This window comes from Brucella tritici, from assembly GCF_902825325.1.
In the GTDB taxonomy this organism is placed as follows: domain Bacteria; phylum Pseudomonadota; class Alphaproteobacteria; order Rhizobiales; family Rhizobiaceae; genus Brucella.
This window is the reverse complement of sequence record NZ_CADEAR010000003.1, coordinates 393,163-415,835: the sequence shown is the minus strand read 5'-3', so window position 1 is coordinate 415,835 and position 22,673 is coordinate 393,163. Positions and strand designations below refer to the sequence as shown.

Sequence of the window (22,673 nt, the reverse complement as noted above, 5' to 3'; positions counted from 1 at the left end):
ACTGTTGTGATGCGAAGGTGGGTGAACAATTACGGCTTTGCAAGAGCAGAAATCAGCTGCTCCACTTTTCAAGAAATGCTTCGATTTCGAGCATCTGAATGTCCGGTACTGCTTCATAGAGCTTTTCCACCGGCCAGTTCCACCATTCGAGTTCAAGCAGCCGTTCTATGATGGCATTATCGAAGCGTTTGCGGATGAACCGGGCGGGAACACCACCGACCACATGATAGGGTGGCACGTCCTTTGTTACGACCGCGTTCGCACCAATCACAGCACCATGACCGATCTGGATGCCCGGTGTGATGACCGCACCATGGCCGATCCATACATCGTTGCCGATGACCACGCGCTGTTCCTGACGCCTTGCCCGGAACTCTCCATCAACGCCCAGATAGCGAAAATACTCATTCGGCCGATAGCTGATCTTATGCGTCGTCAGCCGTTCCATCGGGTGTTCGAGAGCATTGATGCGAACATTCGCGGCAATGGAACAGAACTTGCCGATTTCGGCGTAGATCCCCTCACCGTTACGCTCGAAATAGGTGAAGTCGCCGACCGTGACTTCACGAAGAATCACGCGCTCGCCAATATCGGCATATCGCCCCAGCTTGACGGATTTCAGTTGGGCCGTGGAATGAATGCGCGGTTCGCTGTTCTGGAAACGAAGATCACCGGACGACGTCATTGCAAATTCACCCCAAGCTTCCCTGCAGCACAGTCAGCTCTGGAACGAACTGCCTAAGCCGCTTCCTGCGAACCATCTTCCTCGCCGGAAAGATAATCCTTGATAACATTCGGCAGAACATCGTCAAACTTCGCAATGAGGGTCTGGTGAATTTTGGCACGGAACGCGGGATCGAAACGCTCAAACCCCTGCACACAGCCGAAGGGTGCTGATCCCGCTTCGATTGCTTGCAGTTCTTCCGCCCAATGCTTCTCCTGGACGAAATCCAGATAAGCCAGTTCTCTTGCCGGGCGAACGGAGGCTTTGTGCCGCAAGATCTCCAAATGATTGGCGAGAGCAACGGTATTGAACTGTTCGATATCGCGATATCGGAAACTGACCTGCTTATTCAGAACGTCGGGCTTCTCCGCGAAGAAAGTCGCCAGCGTGCTGCGCCGCAGCGGATGGGGGTGATGATGGATCGACATAAAGCGATCCTTCGTGCCAGCGGCAACGGCGCCCTTCCATTGCGCCATGCGGAATTTCGGAAACGTATATTCGTATCGCGATACCTTGCCGAGCAATCGGCGCAGCTTGTATTTCCAGCGGGTGTTTTCAGGTCTTACCCAGTCACCATGGAGAACAGGACGTTCGTTCTCATAAAGATCGGAAATTGTCAGCGGAGCATTCACGAAGAAATCGTCGTTGGAATAGATGAAATGTTCCGACAGGCCCGGTATCCGCCACATCGCGCCTTCGATAGCACGGGCGTTGAACGAAGGACGGGCAGCGGGCAGACCTTTAAAAATGTCATCATGTGACACGATCTGGATAAAGGACGCGTCGCACTTGCTCTCCTGCTTGAACGCATCGAGGAACCGTGGCTTCTGATGATCGGTGATGATGAAAATACGCTTGATGAACGGCGCGAATTTGATGACGGAAGCGATGTTGTAATAAATCTCGCCATTATCGAGATAGCGTTCGCTGGTTACGGCTTCAAAATGCGTGCGAGCGGAATCGGGAGCGAACTGTTTTCTGGCAGCCATATGCGCCGGGTCCTGCCCATCGACCCAGGCAATGATATAATCGATTTCCACTATGTCACTCACAAGAAATTGCGGTTTTATGACGGAAATATATCAGTTTAGCTGACCTTGCAAAAAGAAAGAATGGAGAAGCTGTTCAATTTTGGTCATGTCTGAACGACTCTGGCTCCACAAGCTATGAGGAGCCATTTCTACCGCGCGACAAATCGTCAAAAATTTCAGAAATTATTGAAAATTGAGCAGATGGCAGTACATTACCGGCACGCTCTTCGTGATGGCAGGGATGCGGCTATATCGACCGTTCTGCAACGCATAAAGAAAAGATAGGTTGTTGAGCAGCGCAGCAAGGCGCGTTGCGAAATTCAAGGCTGACTGGACATGAAAAAATTTCTGCCCATCTTCATCATTGCCTTCATCGTCGTCATTGTCGGCGCTGCAGGTTTCAACCTTTTCCGCGACAAGCAGGCAGCAAAAGAACCCTTCGGTGGTCCGCTCAACCTCGTGACTATGGACGGCACGCCTTTCACCGAGAAGGACCTGCGCGCCGCGCCAGCAGCCATTTTCTTCGGTTTCACCCATTGCCCGGACGTTTGTCCTACGACGCTTTATGAACTGGATGGCTGGCTGAAGCAGCTTGGACCCGAAGCCAGTGACATCAAGGCTTATTTTATCACTGTCGATCCGGAGCGCGATACGCAGGAAGTCATGAAGACCTATGTGGGCAATGTTTCCGACCGCATCATCGGAGTCACGGGCACGCCGGAGAATATTGCTGATGTAGTCAAATCCTACCACGTCTACGCCAAGAAAGTTCCGGGCGAAGACGGCGAATATACGATGGATCATACGGCGTCGGTATTTCTGCTCGACAAGGGCGGTCGCTTCCGCAGCACCATCGCCTATCAGGAAAACCCGGATACAGCTCTAGAAAAGTTGAAGAACCTGGCCAAAGGCGCTGCGAACGGCTAGCGCGGTTCTTGTGAAAAGTGGAAGCGTGAACCCGCCCCCGCTGTTTGGTTTTACGCATTATCCAACGCAAAACCGCTTCGCACTTTTGCAGGAAATGCTCTAAGTAGAGGCTCCGAAGCATTTCCTTCGGAAATGCGTCAAAGATAGAGAGCTTTTTACTTCATGGCCCAGTCACGACTTTTCTTTTCGGCGGATAAGGCGGAAGCCGAGCGCGTCTACAACACTCTCGAACAGTCTTTCGAGGAAGACGGTTTCCCAATCGCTATCACCGAGATCGATGAAGACCGGCAGATTTTCGAAGTATCGGTCTATGTCGAGGACGATGCCGAAGATGTAGCCAGGCGGATCGGTGCCTTGGTAGGGCCGGGTCTTTTCGCCGTCGAGGAACTCCCTGATATCGACTGGGTCACACATTCGCTGGAAGGTCTGAAGCCTGTCAGAGCCGGACATTTCTTTGTCCATGGCTCGCACGACCGCGACAAGATCGAAGCCGGCGACATCCCTATCGAGATCGATGCCGGTCTTGCCTTCGGCACCGGTCACCATGGAACGACTGCAGGATGCCTTGAACTGATCGAGGAAACCGTCAACAGCGAACACCCGACCAATGCGCTCGACCTTGGCACAGGCAGCGCTGTTCTTGCCATCGCCATCGCCAAGCTGGCTCCCATTCCGGTACTGGCTACCGACATCGACCCTATCGCCGTTACGGTCGCCGCTGAAAATGCCGCCAAGAACAGCGTGGCAGAACATATCGTTACGGCAACAGCGGAAGGCTTCGGTCATCCGATCTTCCGCTCCTATTCGCCATTCGACCTGATCGTCGCCAACATTCTCGCCAATCCCCTGATCGAACTCGCGCCATCCCTCAAGGAACATATGGCATCCGGCGGTTCCATCATTCTGTCCGGAATACTTGACAGCCAGCACGATGCGGTGCTCGCTGCCTATCAGGCACAGGGACTCACCCATCAAAAGACGCTGCATCGCGAAGGCTGGGTGGCAATTCATCTGAAGTAACAGGCCGTATAAATCACGGCGTATTCCTGTTTTGAGCGAGTTACACCTATGGCTTTTCAGAGTTTCGACGTCACCACAAACCCGGCCAATGGTGGCCCGCGCGTTGCGAAGCTGCGTGCGAAAATGGCCGAATTGGGCCTCGACGGTTTTCTGGTTCCTCGCGCGGACGAGCATCAGGGCGAATATGTTCCGCCCCGTGCGCAGCGCCTCGCATGGCTGACCGGTTTCACCGGATCGGCCGGTGCCGCGCTCATCCTCAAGAACAGTGCCTTTATTTTCGTCGATGGACGTTATGAGCTGCAGGTTCGCGCCCAGACCGACCCGAAGGTCTTCTCCTATGAAAGCCTCGTTACAAATCCGCCAGCTTCCTGGCTGGCAGACAACGGCAAGGGCCTGCATATCGGCTTCGATCCTTGGCTCCATACCATTTCCGAAGCCCGCAGTTTACGTGAAGCACTGGAGGCTCAGGGCGGTCAGCTCGTTCCGGTCGAAATCAATCTTGTCGACGCCGTATGGGACGACCAGCCTGAAGTGCCGACGGCGGAAGTCACTATCCAGCCAGCCCGTTTCGCCGGACATGAAGCGGAAGACAAGATCAAGGAAATGCAGGCAGCAGTTGCCGCAAGCGGCGCTCGTGCTACCGTCCTGACTGACCCGTCATCAGTCGCATGGGTGTTCAATATTCGCGGCAAGGACGTGTCCAACACGCCGCTTCCATTGAGCTTTGCCATCATTCCTGCAAAGGGTGAACCAGAGCTTTTCATCGATGAACGCAAGCTCGCCATCGAACCGCGCGCCTATCTGACCCAACTCGCCAAGCTCTCGGCACCGAGCGATCTGGAGGGGCACCTCAGCGCTCTCGCGGCCAAGGGAGAAGCTATTCTTCTCGACCCGATCCTCGCGGCAGAAAAACTTCGCCTCATTGTCACCAGCGCAGGTGGCAGCGTAATCGAAGGCAAAGACCCTGCCCGTATTCCACGCGCAATCAAGAACAAGGCCGAGCTTGACGGCTCACGAGCTGCCCATGAGCGCGACGGCGTGGCGATGGTCAATTTCCTATCATGGGTCGACGCCCAGAAGCCCGGCACAATCGATGAAATCAGCGCGGCGCAGAAGCTGGAAGAATCGCGCGCAGAAGCTGGGCGCGACTTCCAGATGCCGCTGGAAGATATATCCTTCGACACGATCTCCGGTGCGGGGCCAAACGGCGCTATCATCCATTATCGCGTCAATACCGACACCAACAGAACGCTTGAAGATGGCGAGCTTTATCTGGTCGATTCCGGCGCACAATATCGCGACGGCACCACCGACATCACACGCACCGTCCCCATCGGCAAGGTAACGCCAGAGACGATCAAGGCATTCACGCTCGTATTAAAAGGTGTGATTGCGATCACGACGGCTCGCTTCCCGAAAGGCACACGCGGGCAGGATATCGACGTTCTGGCGCGTATCGCACTATGGAAGCATGGTTTCGACTATGCGCACGGAACCGGCCACGGCGTCGGCTCCTACCTGTCGGTGCATGAGGGCCCGCAGAGCATTTCGAAAAAGGGCGCACAGGAACTGCTGCCGGGCATGATCCTTTCCAATGAACCGGGCTATTACAAGCCAGGCTCATTCGGCATCCGCATCGAAAATCTCATCATCGTCACCGAACCGGAAATCCCTGAAGGCGGCGACATTCCGATGATGGGCTTCGAGACACTGACGTTCTGCCCTATCGACCGGCGCCTGATCGACAAGTCGCTTTTCACGCAGGAGGAAATCGACTGGCTGAACCGCTACCATGCCAGCGTGCGCGAAAAGCTTTCAGCCCACCTCAAGGACACTGAGCGCAAATGGCTCGAAGCGGCAACCGCGCCGCTTTGATAAAGCATTCACACGGTGAAATGGCGTAGCGCGATCAAAAGCGCTACGCCTGCAAAAAACATGGTCATCATGCTGAGCCGCAACGAAAGCACGATACAGACCGCAAGCACGAGCAGTTCCCGCCAGCCGTGATCTGATGCAGGTGCGGCCACAATGGCCGTCAAAACGGCCGCAGGCACGGCGTTGAGCGCCGCTTCCACCCTATAATGCACATGGCTGAAGCGTGACAGCACCAGATGTCCGCCGATGCGGGTGAGATAGGTGCAGAGCGCACCGGCAAGAATGATCCAGATCGTGGTGGACATTTACGCCTCCCCTTCGCGTGGCTTGGCAATAATCGCCGCAAGTACAATGCCGCCGAGTGCACCCAGCGACACATGCCACGGAGATCCCACGAACTTGTAGGCCGCCACGGCTGAAATCGCACTGACGATGACAACCGGCAACCAGTTCTGCCGATGGCGGAAACTCATCACCATGCCGAGAAAATAGATCGGCAACAAAAAGTCGATGCCGAAGGCATAGGGATTCGTGATCAGATTGCCGAACAGCCCGCCAATCAGCGCTTCGAGAACCCAGGTCAGATAGAATGTGAGCCCGATGGCCATATACCAGACGAAGGTGACCGGCTTACCGGCTTCGGCTCGTTGTTCAACTTCCGCATACTGGATGTCCACCAGAACGAAAAAGGCCAGCGCCTTCTGCCATGGCTTGAAGTGACGGATGCGCCGACCCGTGGTCGCCGAATAGAGCACGTGCCGGAAATTGACGGCGAAGATCGACATGACGATCATCCACGGCGCGATGTTCTGGCCGAAAAGATCAAGCCCGACCATCTGGCTGGCGCCGGCATAGATGATGGAGCTCATGAACACCGCTTCGGCAAGCGACAATCCGTTATCGACTGCAAGTGCGCCGAACAGCAAGCCAAAGGGCGCTCCGGCAACGACAAGCGGAAGTCCGCGCCGGACACCGTCAATAATATCGGCGCGCGCTGAAGCCCTTACGGGCCGAAAAGTCTGGTCCACGAATATTCACTCCTCCGAATGAAGAGTAGTTAGGAAATTCTGCGGCCCGTTGGAATATGATTTCCCAAAAAATCATACTATTAAACAGGAATGCCGCATTTGCGCATCACTCATAAATCCGGCTGATGCATTCATGAACGATCATGATTGTTGCGGAATGGTCTTTTCGATTTTGTGCATCCAGTCCACAAGCGGGCGAGCCCGTTCAGTGAAGTCGACAAGACGATCTGCCAGATCAGCGCGGGTAATCGTTTCAGGGTCGATTTCTATCCGCACCGAAAAATGCCGATTGCGAATTGCTTCCAGCAAATCATCATCGGTCACGGCCTCAAAACCACGCGGCGTGCGTTTCAGCCGGTCGTAGTCGCTGATTTTCAAACCGTTTTTCTTGAGTTTCGCGACCATGCCGCGGAATTCTTCCGGCTTCTCGGCAATAGAAGTGCGTATGGCCAGAAGCAGTTCTTTTTTCGGGCCCCACCACGCAACACAAGCGTAGCAATCGCGGACACCCGGCAGGCCGATGCAGACATAGAAGCACCCGCTTTCGTCCCATTTCGTGCCCGATTGCGACAGCAGCGCAGACAGGTGGCGGTTATAGGGTGCCTTGTCCTTGGAAAACCGCGTATCGCGTTTGATGCGGAACTGCGATTTCACTCGGTCGCCCTTGAACGGCAGACCGGCCTTTTCGAAACGACCTGTCAGTTCGTCCACAAGATCGCCAAGCGGCTCCTTCAATTGCTGCTCGAAAAGATCCTTGTTCTCAACGAACCATTCGCGATTCTGGTGAAAATCCAGAGCTTTCAGAAACGGGATCGCTTTCTCACCGAATCCACTGAACGGGGCCATTATTCTTCTCCGACCAATGTGAACCAGGCGTCTTCATCGATGACTTCGATACCAAGCTCCGACGCCTTGGCGAGTTTGGAACCCGCTCCCGGTCCGGCCACCACGAGATCGGTCTTTTTCGACACCGATCCGGCTGTCTTTGCCCCGTAGCGCTCGGCCATGGCCTTTGCCTCATCGCGCGACATACGTTCCAGACTGCCGGTAAATACCACCGTCTTGCCTTCAACCGGCGAACCGGTGGCAACGCGCGCTTCCTCATCAAGCGGCGTTACTTCGGCGAGAAGAGCGGCCAGCACTTCGCGGTTATGTGGCTCCGCATAAAAATCCACGACAGCTTCAGCAACGATGGAACCGATGCCCTCAACCGCAATCAGTTCCTGCCAGGATTCGTTGCCCTTATCGGTGCGGTCGCCTTCTTTCGGCGGTACAGCCTCCAGAGCCGCTTTTTCAAAAGCCGCATAAGACAGATAGGCCCGCGCAAAACGCTTGGCATTCACCTCGCCAACGTGACGGATGCCAAGGCCGAACAGAAAACGATGCAGGGCAATCTCGCGCCGGTCATTGATCGCATCGTAAAGCTTCTTCACGGAAGTCACGCCGAAGCCTTCGATGTTCTCGAGTTTCTTCAGAGGCGAATCCGCCTGTCGTTTTTGCAGCGTGAAAATATCCGCAGGCGATTTGATCTTCAGGCTGTCATCTTCGGCATGGAAGAAAAACTCGACCTGTTTTTCACCAAGACCTTCAATATCGAACGCATTGCGCGATACGAAATGGCGAATGCGCTCAACTGCCTGTGCAGCGCAGGTCAGACCGCCGGTGCAGCGATAAACCGCCTCCCCCTCTTCGCGGACCGCATGGCTACCACAGACCGGGCATTCATGCGGGAATTGGAAAGGAACAGCATCAGCCGGGCGCTTCTCCAGCACAACATCGACAATCTGGGGGATGACATCGCCTGCACGCTGCACGATGACCGTATCGCCGACGCGAATGTCATGCTCATCCGCGCGAATACGCTCACCCTTGAGGCCGATACCCTTGATATAGTCCTCGTTGTGCAGCGTCGCATTCGTGACGACTACTCCGCCGACAGTGATCGGCTCCAGTCGCGCTACCGGCGTCAACGCGCCGGTGCGCCCGACCTGAATGTCGATACCGCGCAAGATCGTCGTAGCCTGTTCTGCCGGAAACTTGTGCGCAATGGCCCATCGCGGGCTGCGCGAGCGGAAACCGAGCCGCGTCTGCAGATCGAGCCGATCAACCTTATAAACGACACCATCAATGTCATAATCGAGTTCGGCGCGCTCAAGACCGATGGCACGGTAATGCGCGAGCAATTCGTCTGCACCGTGAAGCCGCTTCGTCAGCGGATTGACCGGGAAACCCCATTCGCGGAAAATCTCGACCATGCCCGTCTGCGTATCGGCAGGCATGTCCGACATCTCACCCCAGGCATAGGCAAAGAATTTCAGCTTGCGGCTCGCTGTCACCTTGGCGTCGAGCTGGCGGAGCGAACCTGCTGCCGTGTTGCGCGGGTTCACATAAGTCTGCTTGCCTTCGGCCGCCATCTGCTCGTTGAGCGCGAGGAAGTCGCTCTTGGCCATATAGACCTCGCCGCGCACTTCCACGACGGAAGGCGCACCCGCCGGAAGCCGGTTCGGAATTTCAGCAATAGTGCGGATATTCGCCGTCACATTCTCGCCGGTCGTGCCGTCCCCGCGCGTCGCACCGCTAACCAGAATTCCATTCTCGTAACGGATCGACATGGAAAGTCCGTCAATCTTCGGTTCAGCGGTAAATGCGATGGAATTATCCGGCAGATGCCCTAGGAAGCGATAGACACTGCCCACGAAATCGCGGACGTCCTCATCCGAAAACGCATTGCCGAGCGAAAGCATCGGGCGTGCGTGAACAACCTGCGCGAATTTCGAAACCGGCGCAGTGCCAACCCGCAAGGATGGGCTATCCGCCCGCACCAGATGCGGGAAGCGCGCTTCTATCGCATCGTTACGCCGCTTCAGCGCGTCATACTCGGCATCGGAAATCTCTGGCCGGTCATTGGCATGATAAAGCTCGTCATGATGAGCAATTTCGCGCGCCAGCCGTTCCAGTTCAGAAACGGCTTCAGGCTCGGTCAGTTTTTCGACGGGAGTATCGGTCATAAGCGAAGCAAAACCTGCTGATTCAATTTTGCTCAACATAACCAAGAAATACGGCTACGCATACAGCCGCGCACGGTTACGAACATGTGGTCACACTGACAACGTTCTGTCAGGAGACGAGCGCGCTATTTCTTTGTTGGTACCCCATATCCGACGCCAAACCGCTTCGCACTTTTGCTGGAAATGCTCAATTCTCGGCCAGCAGGCGCTCTGCTGCTGCACGCGCTTCATCGGTGATGCTGGCACCGGCCAGCATACGGGCAATCTCTTCCTGCCGCTCATCGACCCCGATGGATCGGATCGAGGTCGCCATCCGGTCTTCATGGGTTGCCGATTTGGCAATCAGGAAATGTGTGGAGGCACGCGCTGCCACCTGCGGCGCATGTGTGACCGAAAGAACCTGTACACGACCGGAAAGCCGTGCAAGGCGCTGCCCGATGGCATCCGCCACCGCACCGCCCACGCCGGTATCGATTTCATCGAATACGAGCGTCGGAGCAGAACCGCGATCCGCAAGCGCCACCTTCAGCGCCAACAGGAAACGTGAAAGCTCCCCACCTGAAGCGACCTTCATCATCGGCCCGGCCCGCGTGCCGGGATTGGTGCGCACCCAATACTCAACCGTATCGATGCCTTCCGCAGCCCGCGCTTGCGCGTCGGTCGTCATTTCAACGATGAATTCTGCGCGCTCCAGCTTCAGTGCAGGCAATTCGGCCATCACAGCCGCCTTCAGATGCTCCGCTGTTTCTTTACGTGACCCGGAAAGTTTAGCCGCTGCCGTGTCATAGGCCGCCCGCATTTCGGTTGCCTGACCTTCAAGCTGGATAAGCTTTTCCGCTCCAGCGTCCAGATCGGCAAGATCAGCATCCATTTTGTCACGCAGCGCAGGCAATCCCTCCACCGCGACAGAATACTTGCGCGCCGCAGCGCGCAGAGCAAAAAGCCGCTCCTCGACCTGTTCCAGCACACGCGGATCGAAATCGATCTCGCGCATGGCGTGATCTATACCGTCCTGAGCGAGAGCCAAACTGTTGAGCGCCTCATCGATTGCCTTGCAAACCGGCTCCAGCAGATGCGGCGCTTCCGGAATCTTGCGCTCCAGACGGCGCACGAGGCTCGCCAGCGTCGGTACAGGTGATCCCTGCCCCGACAGCAACTCGCCAGCTTCGTTCACGTCACCGGCGATCTTTTCGGATTTCATCATGATCGCGCGGCGCTCGGCGAGCTCTTCTTCCTCGCCGGGTTGCGGATCAAGCTTGGTCAGTTCTTCAACCGAAGAGCGCAGGTAGTCACCTTCACGCTCGGCCTGCTCGACGCGGGCGCGATGCTTGGCAAGTGCGGTTTCCGCATCGCGCCAGGCCTTGTGACGCTCGCGAACCACTGCCACCTCTGGCTCGAGACCACCGAAAGCATCCAACAATGTGCGGTGAAGATCGGTATCGATCAGCGCGCGGTCGTCATGCTGGCCGTGGATTTCCACCAGCCTGCGCCCAAGATCGCGAAGAAGCGCGACGCTTGCCGCCTGATCATTGATGAAGACGCGCGTGCGACCATCGCCCATCTGCAGGCGACGCAGGATGATGTCACCATCATCTTCGAAACCGTTATCACGCAGAAAAATCCGGGCCGGATGCGCGCCCGGCACATCGAACACCGCTGTCACCTGCCCCTGATCGGCACCGTGACGCACCAACGAAGCGTCGCCACGTGCGCCAAGCGCCAGCGAAAGCGAATCAAGCAAAATAGACTTGCCCGCCCCGGTTTCACCGGTAAGCACGGACAAGCCTGTCTTGAACTCGATGTCGAGCCTTTCAATCAGAACAATATCGCGGATCGACAGGTGCGACAGCATGTGAGAATCAGCTTATGAGCCGCCGCCGGTAATGAGCGACGAAGCCTTGGCCAGCCACGAATTGCCGTTTTCGCGTGGTTCAAGACCACCACTCTGCAGAAGCTTGTAGCTGTCCTTATACCACGGGCTATCCGGATAGTTCTTGCCGAGAACCGAAGCTGCCATCTGGGCTTCAGACGTCAGGCCAAGCGCATAGTAGGCTTCGACGAGACGAGCGAGCGCTTCTTCCACCTGACGGGTGTTGGAATATTCCTCCACAACGCCACGGAAGCGCTTGATAGAGGCAAGATATTCCTTGCGTTCCAGATAGTAGCGGCCAACCTGCATTTCCTTGCCTGCGAGCTGGTCGCGGGCGAAGCGGATCTTGGCCTTGGCATCATCCGTATATTCGGAATCCGGGAAACGATCGACCACCTCCTGCATCGCAGCGATTGCGCGACGGCTTGCAGCCTGATCGCGGGTCACGTCCGGAATCTGGCGGAAGTAGGAAAGACCGATGATGTAATAGGCATAGGCTGATTCAGGCGAAGTCGGGTAAAGCGTATTGTAACGCTTCGCCATCGAGATCGCTTCTTCGTAATTGCCCTTGCGGTAGTTGGTAAAGGCAGCCATCACGAGCGATTTGCGTGCCCATTCCGTGTAGGGATGCTGGCGGTCGACGGCGGCGAACTTCTTCGCAGCTTCATCAAGGCGACCTGCATCCAGATTGGCGAGACCTTCATTGTAGGTTTTGTCGGCAGGATCGATCGTCTCGACATACTTGGTGAGATCGATGTCGTCGTCCTTGCTGGCACAACCGGCGAGCGGGATAAGAACGGCGATAGCGCCAGTCAGCAGCGCGGTTTTCGTCACACCCTTGAATTTGAAACTCGTCATGCGGTCTCCGGCCTTTTGGCAGCGTCATTCCTGTTTGGAGTTGCGTGCTTCTAGCACTGCACGGCTGCTCCATCCATACAAATCATTCAGCTTCAGCGAATGTACAAACATAGCTGACGCCGTTTTGGCCGTCCATAAACCACATGCAGGCGAAATCGGCAATCGTCTAGTGGTCTGAAATCCGCGGGACGGCATATCGAAACGCGTAACCAGTGTGAATTGTCCCCGGTATTGGCTACCCGTATGGGTAGATGCTCCCCGATCAATCCACCGCAGAACGGCGCACCGACTCAATTGCGAGGTGAACCGGCGAACACGGCTCAATTAAGGCCATGCGCCGATGCACACTCATTTCTTTGCTGATATTAAAGCGCCCATGGAGCCGCGATATTCGGCTTCACGGCGACGAAATCGGATGCTCTGGAATTCTGGCGAATACCGGATGCCTCGACAATATCGAATGCCGTCTTGTCCGACAGCAGCGCCTTGACCGTTTCTGCATTCAGCCGGTGGCCGCTGCGATAGGAACGGAAGCAACCGAGAAACGGCAGACCGGCTAGTGCCAGATCGCCGACGGCATCAAGCGTCTTATGACGGACGAACTCATCCCTGAAACGCAGACCGCCCGGATTGATGACAGAATTGTCGTCACCAATGACAAGCGAATTGTCGAGCGACGAGCCAAGCGCATGGCCGGAAGCCCAGAGGCGCTCCACATCCTTCATGAAACCGAAAGTGCGCGCGGTGGAAAGCTCCTTGCGGAAGGTCGCTTCGTCCACATCGTCGGCAAATTTCTGCCGGCCGATCAGCGGGCACTCGAAGTCGATCTCGACCTCAAACCTTGTACCGGCAAAGGGACGGAATTCCCCCCAGGAGCCACCGGCTTCAACGCGGACCGTTTTCAGAATACGGATAAAGCGGCGTTTCGCTTCCTGCGTGACGATACCCGCCTCATCGAAAGCTTCGATGAAACGAGCAGAAGTACCGTCGAGAATAGGAACTTCAGGACCGTCAATTTCAACGACAAGGTTATCAATGCCCAGCGCAGCGACCGCAGCCATCAGGTGCTCGACCGTGTCGATCTTGGATTCTTTCGGTCCGAGCGACGTGCAGAGGTCAGTGGCGCCAATCTGTGAAACATGGGCCCGTACTTCCGGTGCCTTGCCCTTCAGGTCCGAGCGCTGAAACACGATACCCGTATCGGCATCGGCTGGGAAAAACGTCGCCGAAGCCGGGGCCCCGCCATGAACGCCGACGCCTGAAAGCGTGACCGCACGACCAATTGTCTTTTGATAAGCGCTCAAGACAGTTCCAATCTGCTGAATAAAATGAATGCAGGCCGTTCAAACGGAATTTCAACACAGCCCGTTTCGCAATTCTTTGCGTCTATATGGATAGATATAGCTAAAATTGCGACCGGAAATACACAGGGTTCACAAACATGTGCTGCCCCAACCATACCCCGTTTCAATTAAAATAATAATTTGCGTGACTTGAACAAAATCACGCTTTCTTACGAATGTTTTGATTTTGTTTACTGAAACGAAAAAACCGCGGGAGTTACCCGCGGTTTTCCTATTCACTAACCGAAATGGCTCAGTTCGACTGACGGCGCAGGAATGCCGGGATTTCAAGCTGATCTTCTTCCGAAGCTGCACGCGGCTGCGGGCGGCCCTGATCGTCAAGCTGGCCGCGACGCGGTGCGTAGATCGACGAGTCCTGCTGCGGAGCACGACGTTCAGCCGGACGCATGCCAGGTTCACGATGCTGAGCCGGTTCCAGACGAGCGGCAGGCTGATCTTCCTCACGACGCGAAAGACCATGGGTCAGGCGCTTCAGGAGGCTCATCGGGCCGCGCGGCTCTTCCTGTGCAGGCTGCTGCGGAGCGCGACGGGCATTGATTTCAGCCTGTGCAACCGGCGGGAAATCCGAAACGGCAGGCATGCGCGGAGCCGGGCGCGGCTCGCGTGCCGGCTGTTCGTGCATCTGCGGCTGCTGGTAGGACTGCGGCTGCGCTGCCTGAAGACCTGCCGGGGCCTGCGGCATCGGTGCACGGGCAACCGGAGCGCGTTCAAAGGATTCCGGTGCCGGAGCCTGGAAAATGCGGCTCTGCGGACGGAATTCCGGCTCAGCAGAAGCGGCAGGAGCTGCCGGTGCGGCTGGAATTTCAGCTTCGGCAGACTGGATTGCCTGGGCAATCGGATCGACCTGACGCGGCTGTTCAACGACCGGAGGACGAAGTGCGCCATGTGGAGCCATCGGCTTCGCCTGTGCCGTCTGCTTTACCGGCTGGCGAAATTCCAGCGGCGCAGGCGCCGCGTCTCCTAACTGCTTATCGATACCGGTAGCGACGACAGAAACGCGGATGACGCCTTCGAGGCCTTCGTCGAAGGTTGCGCCAAGGATGATGTTCGCATCCGGATCGACTTCTTCACGAATACGCGTCGCAGCTTCGTCAACTTCGAACAGGGTCATGTCGCGACCACCGGTGATCGAGATCAGGAGGCCCTTTGCACCGCGCATTGAGGTTTCGTCGAGCAGCGGGTTGGCGATTGCAGCTTCGGCAGCAGCCATTGCACGGCCTTCACCGGAGGCTTCGCCTGTACCCATCATGGCCTTGCCCATTTCGCGCATCACCGAACGAACGTCAGCGAAGTCGAGATTGATGAGGCCTTCCTTGACCATCAGGTCTGTGATGCAGGCAACGCCCGAATAGAGCACCTGGTCAGCCATTGCGAAAGCATCGGCGAAGGTGGTCTTGTCGTTGGCGATGCGGAAGAGATTCTGGTTCGGAATGACGATAAGCGTATCGACATTCTTCTGCAGTTCTTCGATGCCAAGATCGGCAGTCTTCATGCGGCGGGCGCCTTCGAAATGGAAAGGCTTGGTCACGACGCCAACGGTGAGAATGCCACGTTCACGGGCAGCGCGCGCCACGACCGGAGCTGCACCCGTACCGGTACCGCCGCCCATGCCGGCAGTCACGAAGCACATATGCGTGCCGTTCAGGTGATCGACGATTTCGTCGATGCATTCTTCAGCAGCCGCGCGGCCAACCTCTGGCTGGGAACCAGCACCAAGGCCTTCTGTGACAGCAGCGCCAAGCTGGATCATGCGTTCGGACTTCGACATCGTCAAAGCCTGAGCGTCGGTGTTGGCTACGACAAAATCCACGCCGCGCAGACCGGCATTGATCATGTTGTTGACCGCATTGCCGCCGCCGCCGCCGACACCGAATACGGTGATGCGGGGCTTCAGCTCGGTGATATCCGGCTTTTGCAGATTGATAGTCATAGGTCCTTGTTCCTCTTAAGCCTTACCACCGCTTCGCCGCCGCGGTGTGGATTGGTTGTTACCCAGATGGTCACGCCCCAATAATTCAACACGCTATTTCAAAAGCTTACACAACACTTGCTACTCAGAAACTCTCTTTCAGCCATTGGCTGACACGTTGAATGCGCCCACCCGTACCGGTCATGAGACCGGAGGAAGCCGCTTTCACCGACCGCTCTTCTATCCCGGCCACCTGCGGGTAAATCAGAAGTCCAACGGTCGCGGCAAAAGCTGCCCCCTTAGCCGCCTCAGGCAATCCCGCTATTCCTAGAGGACGCCCGATTCGTACATTTCTTGCAAGGATTCGCCGGGCCGCCTCTGGCATACCTGGCAGCTGGCTTGCGCCGCCGGTCAGAACCACACGCTTGCCGACAATATGTCCAAGACCTGACTGGTTGAGCCTGTCGCGCACCAGTTCCAGCGTCTCTTCCACTCTTGCACGGATAATCCGCGTCAGCACCGAGCGCGGATATTGATTGGGTACATCACGCTCATCGTCGCCGATGGGCGGCACTGAGATGAGATCGCGGTCATCGGCAGCGCTCGGCAGAGCGGAGCCGTACATGACCTTGAGGCGTTCAGCGTCTTCCATCCGGGTGGAGAAGCCGCGAGCCACGTCCATCGTCACGTGATTGCCGCCGATGGCTACTGCATCGGCGTGAATAAACTTGCCTTCGGAGAAAACGGAAATCGTCGTCGTGCCGCCGCCCATATCGATGCAGGCCGCACCCATTTCAGCCTCGTCGCCGACCAGAGCCGCAAGACCGCTGGCATAAGGCGTCGCTACGATGGCTTCCACCGACAGGTGGCAGCGATTGATGCAAAGTTCCAGATTGCGCAACGGCGCTGCATCGGCAGTCAACACATGCATGTCGACGCCAAGGCTGTCGCCCAGCATTCCGAGAGGATCGCGAATACCACGTTCACCGTCGAGCGTATAACCGACAGGGAGTGAATGAACGAGGTGACGCTCGGCTGCGAGCGCCTGCTTGGCACCAGCGGCCAGAACGCGGCGAATATCAGTCTGCTCGACTTCATGGCCGCCCAGATTGACGCTTGCCGTGAAGGTTTCGCTCTTGAGGCGACCGGCTGAAATATTGACGATCAGGCTATCGACGGTAAGGCCAGCCATGCGTTCTGCTGCATCGACCGCAAGACGAATCGACTGCTCAGCCGCATCCAGATCGATGATGACGCCCGACTTGACGCCGCGCGAACGCTGATGGCCTATGCCCAGCACTTCCATACGATGCGTGCGACCCGGCAGCAGTGCGCCGCCTTCATGCGGACGCAACCGTGCGATGACGCAGGAAACCTTGCTCGATCCGACATCCAGAACCGTTAACAGGCGCACCTTGCGCCCTGCAGTTCCGCCTTGTGATGATCCCTTGCCGCCCAGAATACTCATACGCGCTTCCCCGTGCGGGATAGTTCTTTTTTACGCTCTGCCAGAAACTTCTGGCGCTGCTCCATGCCAGTTACCGTCAATTGGACCGTCACACGATCATCGAGACGAAGATCGACCGCAGCGATATCGCGCGACAGAAGATGCTGGTCCTGATCGAGCTTTTCGACCTGCGCCAATGCCTTCAGCGGATCGGTTTCCGGCAGCATGATGCGCACGCCATTATCGAGAAGCAGATCCCAGCGACGGTCGCCGACGCGGATGTAGGCGCGAACCTTTCCGGCCAGACCGGGATAGGCAGCAATCTCATCAACGAACCCTTTGACCTTCTTTTCCGCACCCTCACCCACGACGAGCGGCAGCGAATTGTAACGGCCGGAACGGAACGGAACGATCGTGTCGCCAGCGGCGTCGATCAGCGACAGGTCCTTGTCGTTCTGCCAGATGGCGAACGCCTTGCGCTCATGCAGCGAAACAAGAACGGTGCCGGGATAAACCTTGCGAACTTCTGCGCTTTCAACCCAGGGCAGCTTGTCGATGGACTGGCGCGCTTCTTCTGCGCTCAGGCCGACAAGAGACGTCTCGCCGTCGAGATCAAGCTGGCCCAGAACATCGATATCGGAGGTCTCGTTGTTTCCAACGACCTTTACATCCTCGATTGCAAAACCGAGCGTGGAAGCAGTCGCCTTGACCACCTCCGGCGTGTGACCGCCAACCGCCATGCCATAAAGGCCGGTAGCACCGAGGAAACCCAGCATGCCGACAGTGCCGGCATGGCGCGGAATATTAACATTGCCCTGGAAAAGGCGGACGGCAAAGCGGAACGGCTTGCGCAGGAAGCGCGGCAGGACAAAAGCAGCACCCATCGCCCCCGATGCATCCCGCATCGAGCCCGAGCGCCCATATCCGTCCGATTTTCCGTTCAACGCAAACAAGACGCGTCCTCCACCATCCAACTCAACAATTCACCGAAAGAGATACCAGCCGCTTTGGCGATATCAGGCACGAGCGAGGTAGGAGTCATCCCCGGCTGGGTATTGATTTCCAGCCAGATAACTTCGCCATCTTCAGAGAAACGATCATCGAAACGGAAGTCTGACCGGCTTACGCCCCGACACCCGATTGCCCGATGCGCCGTAAGGGCCATTGTTTGTATTTTTTGGTAAATATTTGGTAAAATTTTTGCCGGACACACGTGAGAAGACGCGCCTGCAACATATTTTGAATCATAGTCGTAGAACTGATGCCCTACCGGAATGATCTCGCACACGTCCATGACGCGATCACCCATCACAGCGCAGGTCAATTCCCGACCGGGAATGTATTGTTCGACCAGCACCTCAGCACCGTAATTCCACTCAGCCGAACTGATGATTTGCGGAGGATGCGCCTGATCCTCCTTAACGATCACAACACCAAAGCTCGAGCCTTCACGGACCGGCTTGACCACGTAAGGTGGCTCCATCGGATGCTCAGTACCGATTTCAAAACGGTTGAGCAGAAGCGAGGGAGCAACAGCAACGCCAGCAGCAGCCGCAACCTTCTTGGCGCGATCCTTGTCCATGGCAAGCGCCGAAGCGAGCACGCCCGAATGGGTGTAGGGAATCTGGAGATATTCGAGAACACCCTGAATAGCACCATCTTCACCGAAAGGACCATGCAGCGCATTAAACGCAACGTCAGGCTTCAGTTCGGCAAGAACGCTGGCAACATTGCGGTCCACATCAACACGCGTCACGCGATAGCCGCGCTCTTCAAGGGTCGCAGCGCAAGCTGCTCCGGAGGACAAGCTGACCGGACGCTCCGAAGAGAAACCGCCCATCAAAACGGCGACGTGCTTTCCCGTCATGTTAGCATCCCCTCTGCGCAATCCCCTGCGCATCAATTAAACAGAATCCGAGTAACCCAGCAGCACAGGCCGCAGGCACCCGCGGCAGGAAAATCCTGCCGAATCAAATCACTGTGTGGTTAACCCTAAAGAATCAGAGGATTGATTCCGTGACAAGACCCTATAGGAAGGGACGAACCTTACGCGTCGCTTGTGAAGGCAAAAAAGCCCGGAATATCAGGTAGAAAATCCGGGCAACTTTTTTATCAAAATTTTCCAAGAAACTCTTCAACCGGCTCACCCTCGCGGAACAAACCGAGACGTTTGATTTCCCAATGAAGGCGAATACCCGAATTTTCGAAAACTTTGGCGCGTACCGTTTCGCCCAAAGTCTCCAGATCATGCCCCGTTGCGGTGCCTGTATTGATCATAAAATTGCAGTGCATTTCGGACATCTGCGCGCCGCCGACACGCAAACCGCGACAGCCTGCCTTGTCGATTTCCTTCCAGGCCGACGTGCCTTCCGGATTCTTGAAGGTCGAACCGCCCGTCTTTTCGCGCACCGGCTGCACCGTCTCGCGATGGTGCTGCACCTCGTCCATGGCCTGCCTGATTGTATCAGGCTCGCCCGGATTGCCTTCGAACAATACGGAAGTGAAAATCAGATCCGGTGAGGCTGAGGAATGACGATAGGCGTAGCCCATATCGGCATTGGAAAGCACATGCACCTCGCCCTTTCGATCAAGTGCACGAACTTCCACGACGCGCTCGCGTGTTTCCACGCCGTTTGCGCCTGCATTCATGCGCAAAGCGCCGCCAATGCCGCCGGGAATGCCGTGGTAGAAATGAAAGCCAGCTAGCCTCGCTTCCAGCGCCGCTGCGGCCACACGCTTGTCAGGCGTCGCCGCCCCTGCCCGCAACTGCGTATCGGAAACCTGTTCGACTTCGCCGAAGCCTTTTGCAGAAAGCCGCACGACGAAACCGGGGACACCGCCATCGCGTACAAGCAGGTTGGAGCCAATGCCGACGACGAGGATCGGCATCTCTTCCGGCACGGCTTTCAGAAATACGGAGAGGTCCTCTTCGTCGGCAGGCTGAAACAGGACCTGTGCCGGTCCGCCAGCGCGGAACCAGGTGATTTTGTCCATACCGGCATCGGGTGTCAGCCGACCACGCAGGCCCGACAGTTTGCCGTCGAGCTTCTTCAGAAGCGTCTCGCCGCTTTCCATCTTACTTCTTACCCTGCTCAGCCAGTTCCTTCGGCAGTGCATATGCCCACTGCGTAATATTGCCTGCGCCGAGGCAGACCACGAAGTCGCCCGGCTCTGCAATCGACGCAACCAACGGTGCCAGCGCCTCTGGACCACTGGCATAGCGCGCATCGCGATGACCTGCGGTCTTGATGCGTGATACGAGCGTTTCGGAATTGATGCCGTCGATCGGGTCTTCGCCTGCCGTATAGACCGGCGCCACGATGACTGTATCGGCATCGTTGAAACATGCCGCGAATTCGTCAAACAGGCTTGCCAGACGCGTGAAACGGTGCGGCTGCACGATGGCAACCACACGGCCTTTCGTGGCTTCACGCGCGGCTTTCAGCACGGCGCGGATTTCAACCGGGTGATGGCCGTAATCGTCGAATATCTCGACGCCGTTCCATGTGCCGGTATGAGTGAAACGGCGCTTCACGCCGCCGAACGAGCCGAGACCGCGACGAATATCGTCGGGTGAAATACCCAGTTCGTGCGCAACAGCGATTGCTGCCGTCGCATTGGATACGTTGTGCTGGCCCGGCATCGGCAGACGCAGATCCTTGATCTCGGTCGCCTCACCCTTGCGGGAGCGGATCACGACATCGAACAGGCTCGCCGCACCATCCATGCGGTGATTGACAAAACGCACATCGGCCTGCGGGTTTTGGCCGTAAGTCACAATGCGGCGGTCTTCGATGCGGCTCACCAGAGCCTGCACTTCCGGATGATCGAGGCACATCACGCCAAAGCCATAGAATGGAACATTCTCGACAAACTGCGCGAAAGCCGCACGCACGGCATCGAAATTGCCGTAATGATCGAGATGTTCCGGATCAATATTGGTGACGACCGCGATATCGGCTGGCAGTTTGAGGAACGTGCCGTCGCTTTCGTCGGCTTCCACCACCATCCAATCGCCATCGCCCATACGGGCATTGGTACCGTAAGCATTGATGATACCGCCATTGATGACGGTCGGATCAAGATGCCCGGCATCAAGCAAGGCCGCAACCATCGACGTCGTGGTGGTCTTGCCATGCGTGCCGCCAATCGCGACCGCATGACGGAAGCGCATCAGTTCAGCCAGCATTTCGGCGCGGCGCACGATGGGCAGCAGCTTTTCGCGTGCCGCAACCAGCTCGGGATTGTTTTTCTTGATTGCAGTCGAAACGACAACCACTTCGGCATCGCCGATGTTTTCAGCCTTGTGGCCGACAAAGACCTCAATGCCTTTTTCACGCAGGCGCTGTACATTGGCGCTGTCGGACTGGTCAGAGCCCTGCACATGATAGCCAAGATTATGCAGCACTTCGGCAATACCGCTCATGCCGATGCCGCCAATTCCGATGAAATGGACAAGCCCGATATTCAGCGGCATTTTCATGGCCGAGTTCCTTCTTTAAATTCCTGAACTGATTTACCTGCTGCAATAGCCTCTGCCAGATCAGCAAGCAACCGCGCTGCATCCGGCCTACCAACGCTTTTTGCAGCTTTTGCTTGTGTTTCGAGGCGTTCGGGCTCATTCATCGCCGCCTGGAGTATCGTGGCCAAGCGTTCGGGCGACAATTCCGACTGGCGGACGACCTCGCCACCGCCGACAGCCGCGAGCGCTGCCGCATTCGCCGCCTGGTCATGATCGAGCGCATGCGGAAACGGCACCAGCATCGCCGGGCGACCGATCACCGTGATCTCGGAAACAGTCGAGGCACCGGAACGCGAAATCACAAACTGGGCATCCGCCATGCGTGCCGGCATATCGTTGAAAAACGGCGCAACATCAGCGGGAACACCAAGTTTCTTATAAGCTTCCCGCACGGCGGCTTCGTCTTCCTTGCGCGCCTGTTGGGTAATCAGCAACCGCGCCCGGTCTTTCTCTGGCAGCAAGGCCACGGCAGCGGGAATGGCTGTCGAAAAGAACTGCGCGCCCTGGCTGCCGCCAAAGACCAGCAGACGAAACCGTTCATCCGCCTTGACCGGTTTGTAGCGTGTTCCGGCAGCGGCCAGAACTGGAGGACGCACCGGATTGCCGGTCGTGACCGTCTTTTCAGCATAGGCCCCCCCGGTTTCGGGCAGGAAACCACCAGCAATTGCTTTCACACGACCTGCAAGCCCTTTATTGGCGCGGCCCATGACGGCATTCTGCTCGTGCACCATCGTCGGGATATTCATGTTGCTCGCGGCATAAAGCGGCGGCAGCGTCGGATAGCCACCAAAGCCCGCGACGAGTTTGGGCTTCAGCCGGCGGAATAATTTACGGGAATCGAGATTGCCCTGCCACAGCGACCAGAACGTCTTCAGGAGCGCTATCGGATTCCGGCCCGCAATTGTTGCCGAACGAATGACATGAACATGGTCTTCCGCGAAGGCACCCGCGAAACGCTGCGCGCGCGCATCAGTCGCCAGATGGACGTCCCAACCACGTGCCTTCAATTCATGCGCCAGCGCTTCCGCCGGAAAGAGATGGCCGCCCGTTCCACCGGCGGCCAGTACGATTACGCCTTTTGCCATCGGCT

At 56.9% G+C, this 22,673-nt stretch carries 19 protein-coding genes; 3 read left to right on the top strand and 16 right to left on the bottom strand.

The features are described 5' to 3' along the window. Window positions 1-52 precede the first annotated feature (52 nt). Window positions 53-685, bottom strand: coding sequence for a DapH/DapD/GlmU-related protein (locus tag HWX93_RS06445; RefSeq protein WP_176036881.1), 633 nt, complete (start codon window positions 683-685; stop codon window positions 53-55). A gap of 53 nt (window positions 686-738) precedes the next feature. After that, window positions 739-1,764: a hypothetical protein gene (locus HWX93_RS06440; RefSeq protein ID WP_235969073.1), complete on the bottom strand. Its 1,026-nt coding sequence runs from the start codon at window positions 1,762-1,764 to the stop codon at window positions 739-741. A 327-nt stretch (window positions 1,765-2,091) separates the two neighbouring features. On the opposite strand from HWX93_RS06440, the gene HWX93_RS06435 reads away from it, so the two are divergent. The 3 genes from HWX93_RS06435 to HWX93_RS06425 all read left to right on the top strand — a co-directional run bounded on the left by HWX93_RS06435 (window position 2,092) and on the right by HWX93_RS06425 (window position 5,577). Beyond that, window positions 2,092-2,682: an SCO family protein gene (locus tag HWX93_RS06435; protein WP_176036880.1), complete on the top strand. Its 591-nt coding sequence runs from the start codon at window positions 2,092-2,094 to the stop codon at window positions 2,680-2,682. 162 nt (window positions 2,683-2,844) lie between these two features. Then, on the top strand, window positions 2,845-3,702 hold the full coding sequence (locus tag HWX93_RS06430) for a 50S ribosomal protein L11 methyltransferase (RefSeq protein ID WP_176036879.1): 858 nt from the start codon (window positions 2,845-2,847) through the stop codon (window positions 3,700-3,702). Window positions 3,703-3,750: 48 nt separating this feature from the next. Beyond that, a complete protein-coding gene (locus tag HWX93_RS06425) occupies window positions 3,751-5,577 on the top strand; it encodes an aminopeptidase P family protein (protein WP_176036878.1) in 1,827 nt (608 codons plus the stop codon). A gap of 8 nt (window positions 5,578-5,585) precedes the next feature. Here the strand turns inward: HWX93_RS06425 and HWX93_RS06420 are convergent, their stop codons facing one another. The 14 genes from HWX93_RS06420 to murG all read right to left on the bottom strand — a co-directional run bounded on the left by HWX93_RS06420 (window position 5,586) and on the right by murG (window position 22,668). Continuing rightward, complete coding sequence (locus HWX93_RS06420; protein WP_061346017.1) at window positions 5,586-5,882, bottom strand: AzlD family protein; 297 nt, start codon at window positions 5,880-5,882, stop codon at window positions 5,586-5,588. Continuing rightward, complete coding sequence (locus tag HWX93_RS06415; protein ID WP_061346016.1) at window positions 5,883-6,605, bottom strand: AzlC family ABC transporter permease; 723 nt, start codon at window positions 6,603-6,605, stop codon at window positions 5,883-5,885. 141 nt (window positions 6,606-6,746) lie between these two features. Further along, window positions 6,747-7,451 carry a DUF2461 domain-containing protein gene (locus HWX93_RS06410; RefSeq protein WP_176036877.1) on the bottom strand — a complete coding sequence of 235 codons (705 nt, stop codon included), beginning with the start codon at window positions 7,449-7,451 and terminating at the stop codon, window positions 6,747-6,749. Then, window positions 7,451-9,613, bottom strand: a complete 2,163-nt coding sequence (gene ligA / locus HWX93_RS06405; protein ID WP_176036876.1) for an NAD-dependent DNA ligase LigA — start codon at window positions 9,611-9,613, stop codon at window positions 7,451-7,453. Before ligA ends, HWX93_RS06410 begins: the two co-directional genes overlap by 1 nt. 187 nt (window positions 9,614-9,800) lie before the next feature. Then, window positions 9,801-11,465: a DNA repair protein RecN gene (gene recN, locus HWX93_RS06400; protein ID WP_176036875.1), complete on the bottom strand. Its 1,665-nt coding sequence runs from the start codon at window positions 11,463-11,465 to the stop codon at window positions 9,801-9,803. Window positions 11,466-11,477: 12 nt separating this feature from the next. Next, on the bottom strand, window positions 11,478-12,341 hold the full coding sequence (locus tag HWX93_RS06395; protein ID WP_010659737.1) for an outer membrane protein assembly factor BamD: 864 nt from the start codon (window positions 12,339-12,341) through the stop codon (window positions 11,478-11,480). Between the two features lie 365 nt (window positions 12,342-12,706). Further along, entirely contained in the window at window positions 12,707-13,645 is a 939-nt protein-coding gene (gene lpxC / locus HWX93_RS06390; protein ID WP_176036874.1) for a UDP-3-O-acyl-N-acetylglucosamine deacetylase, read from the bottom strand. 292 nt (window positions 13,646-13,937) lie between these two features. After that, a complete protein-coding gene (gene ftsZ, locus HWX93_RS06385; protein ID WP_176036873.1) occupies window positions 13,938-15,635 on the bottom strand; it encodes a cell division protein FtsZ in 1,698 nt (565 codons plus the stop codon). Window positions 15,636-15,759: 124 nt separating this feature from the next. Then, a complete protein-coding gene (ftsA, locus tag HWX93_RS06380) occupies window positions 15,760-17,082 on the bottom strand; it encodes a cell division protein FtsA (protein WP_010659734.1) in 1,323 nt (440 codons plus the stop codon). Beyond that, window positions 17,079-18,014: a cell division protein FtsQ/DivIB gene (locus tag HWX93_RS06375; RefSeq protein WP_176036872.1), complete on the bottom strand. Its 936-nt coding sequence runs from the start codon at window positions 18,012-18,014 to the stop codon at window positions 17,079-17,081. The genes ftsA and HWX93_RS06375 overlap by 4 nt, the downstream gene beginning before the upstream one ends. Next, window positions 18,002-18,928, bottom strand: coding sequence for a D-alanine--D-alanine ligase (locus HWX93_RS06370; RefSeq protein WP_176036871.1), 927 nt, complete (start codon window positions 18,926-18,928; stop codon window positions 18,002-18,004). The genes HWX93_RS06375 and HWX93_RS06370 overlap by 13 nt, the downstream gene beginning before the upstream one ends. A gap of 245 nt (window positions 18,929-19,173) precedes the next feature. After that, window positions 19,174-20,136, bottom strand: a complete 963-nt coding sequence (gene murB, locus HWX93_RS06365; RefSeq protein WP_176036870.1) for a UDP-N-acetylmuramate dehydrogenase — start codon at window positions 20,134-20,136, stop codon at window positions 19,174-19,176. Between the two features lies 1 nt (window position 20,137). After that, a complete protein-coding gene (gene murC, locus HWX93_RS06360; RefSeq protein WP_176036869.1) occupies window positions 20,138-21,544 on the bottom strand; it encodes a UDP-N-acetylmuramate--L-alanine ligase in 1,407 nt (468 codons plus the stop codon). After that, a complete protein-coding gene (gene murG, locus HWX93_RS06355) occupies window positions 21,541-22,668 on the bottom strand; it encodes an undecaprenyldiphospho-muramoylpentapeptide beta-N-acetylglucosaminyltransferase (protein ID WP_176036868.1) in 1,128 nt (375 codons plus the stop codon). The genes murC and murG overlap by 4 nt, the downstream gene beginning before the upstream one ends. Window positions 22,669-22,673: the final 5 nt, after the last annotated feature.

Bases quoted from the DNA above. Each gene is read 5' to 3' on its own strand.
- HWX93_RS06410 (WP_176036877.1), bottom strand. From the start codon at position 7,451: ATGGCCCCGTTCAGTGGATTCGGTGAGAAAGCGATCCCGTTTCTGAAA.
- murC (WP_176036869.1), bottom strand. From the start codon at position 21,544: ATGAAAATGCCGCTGAATATCGGGCTTGTCCATTTCATCGGAATTGGC.
- HWX93_RS06370 (WP_176036871.1), bottom strand. From the start codon at position 18,928: ATGACGGGAAAGCACGTCGCCGTTTTGATGGGCGGTTTCTCTTCGGAG.
- murB (WP_176036870.1), bottom strand. From the start codon at position 20,136: ATGGAAAGCGGCGAGACGCTTCTGAAGAAGCTCGACGGCAAACTGTCG.
- ligA (WP_176036876.1), bottom strand. From the start codon at position 9,613: ATGACCGATACTCCCGTCGAAAAACTGACCGAGCCTGAAGCCGTTTCT.
- HWX93_RS06445 (WP_176036881.1), bottom strand. From the start codon at position 685: ATGACGTCGTCCGGTGATCTTCGTTTCCAGAACAGCGAACCGCGCATT.
- ftsA (WP_010659734.1), bottom strand. From the start codon at position 17,082: ATGAGTATTCTGGGCGGCAAGGGATCATCACAAGGCGGAACTGCAGGG.
- HWX93_RS06430 (WP_176036879.1), top strand. From the start codon at position 2,845: ATGGCCCAGTCACGACTTTTCTTTTCGGCGGATAAGGCGGAAGCCGAG.
- HWX93_RS06425 (WP_176036878.1), top strand. From the start codon at position 3,751: ATGGCTTTTCAGAGTTTCGACGTCACCACAAACCCGGCCAATGGTGGC.
- recN (WP_176036875.1), bottom strand. From the start codon at position 11,465: ATGCTGTCGCACCTGTCGATCCGCGATATTGTTCTGATTGAAAGGCTC.
- ftsZ (WP_176036873.1), bottom strand. From the start codon at position 15,635: ATGACTATCAATCTGCAAAAGCCGGATATCACCGAGCTGAAGCCCCGC.
- HWX93_RS06420 (WP_061346017.1), bottom strand. From the start codon at position 5,882: ATGTCCACCACGATCTGGATCATTCTTGCCGGTGCGCTCTGCACCTAT.
- HWX93_RS06435 (WP_176036880.1), top strand. From the start codon at position 2,092: ATGAAAAAATTTCTGCCCATCTTCATCATTGCCTTCATCGTCGTCATT.
- murG (WP_176036868.1), bottom strand. From the start codon at position 22,668: ATGGCAAAAGGCGTAATCGTACTGGCCGCCGGTGGAACGGGCGGCCAT.
- HWX93_RS06395 (WP_010659737.1), bottom strand. From the start codon at position 12,341: ATGACGAGTTTCAAATTCAAGGGTGTGACGAAAACCGCGCTGCTGACT.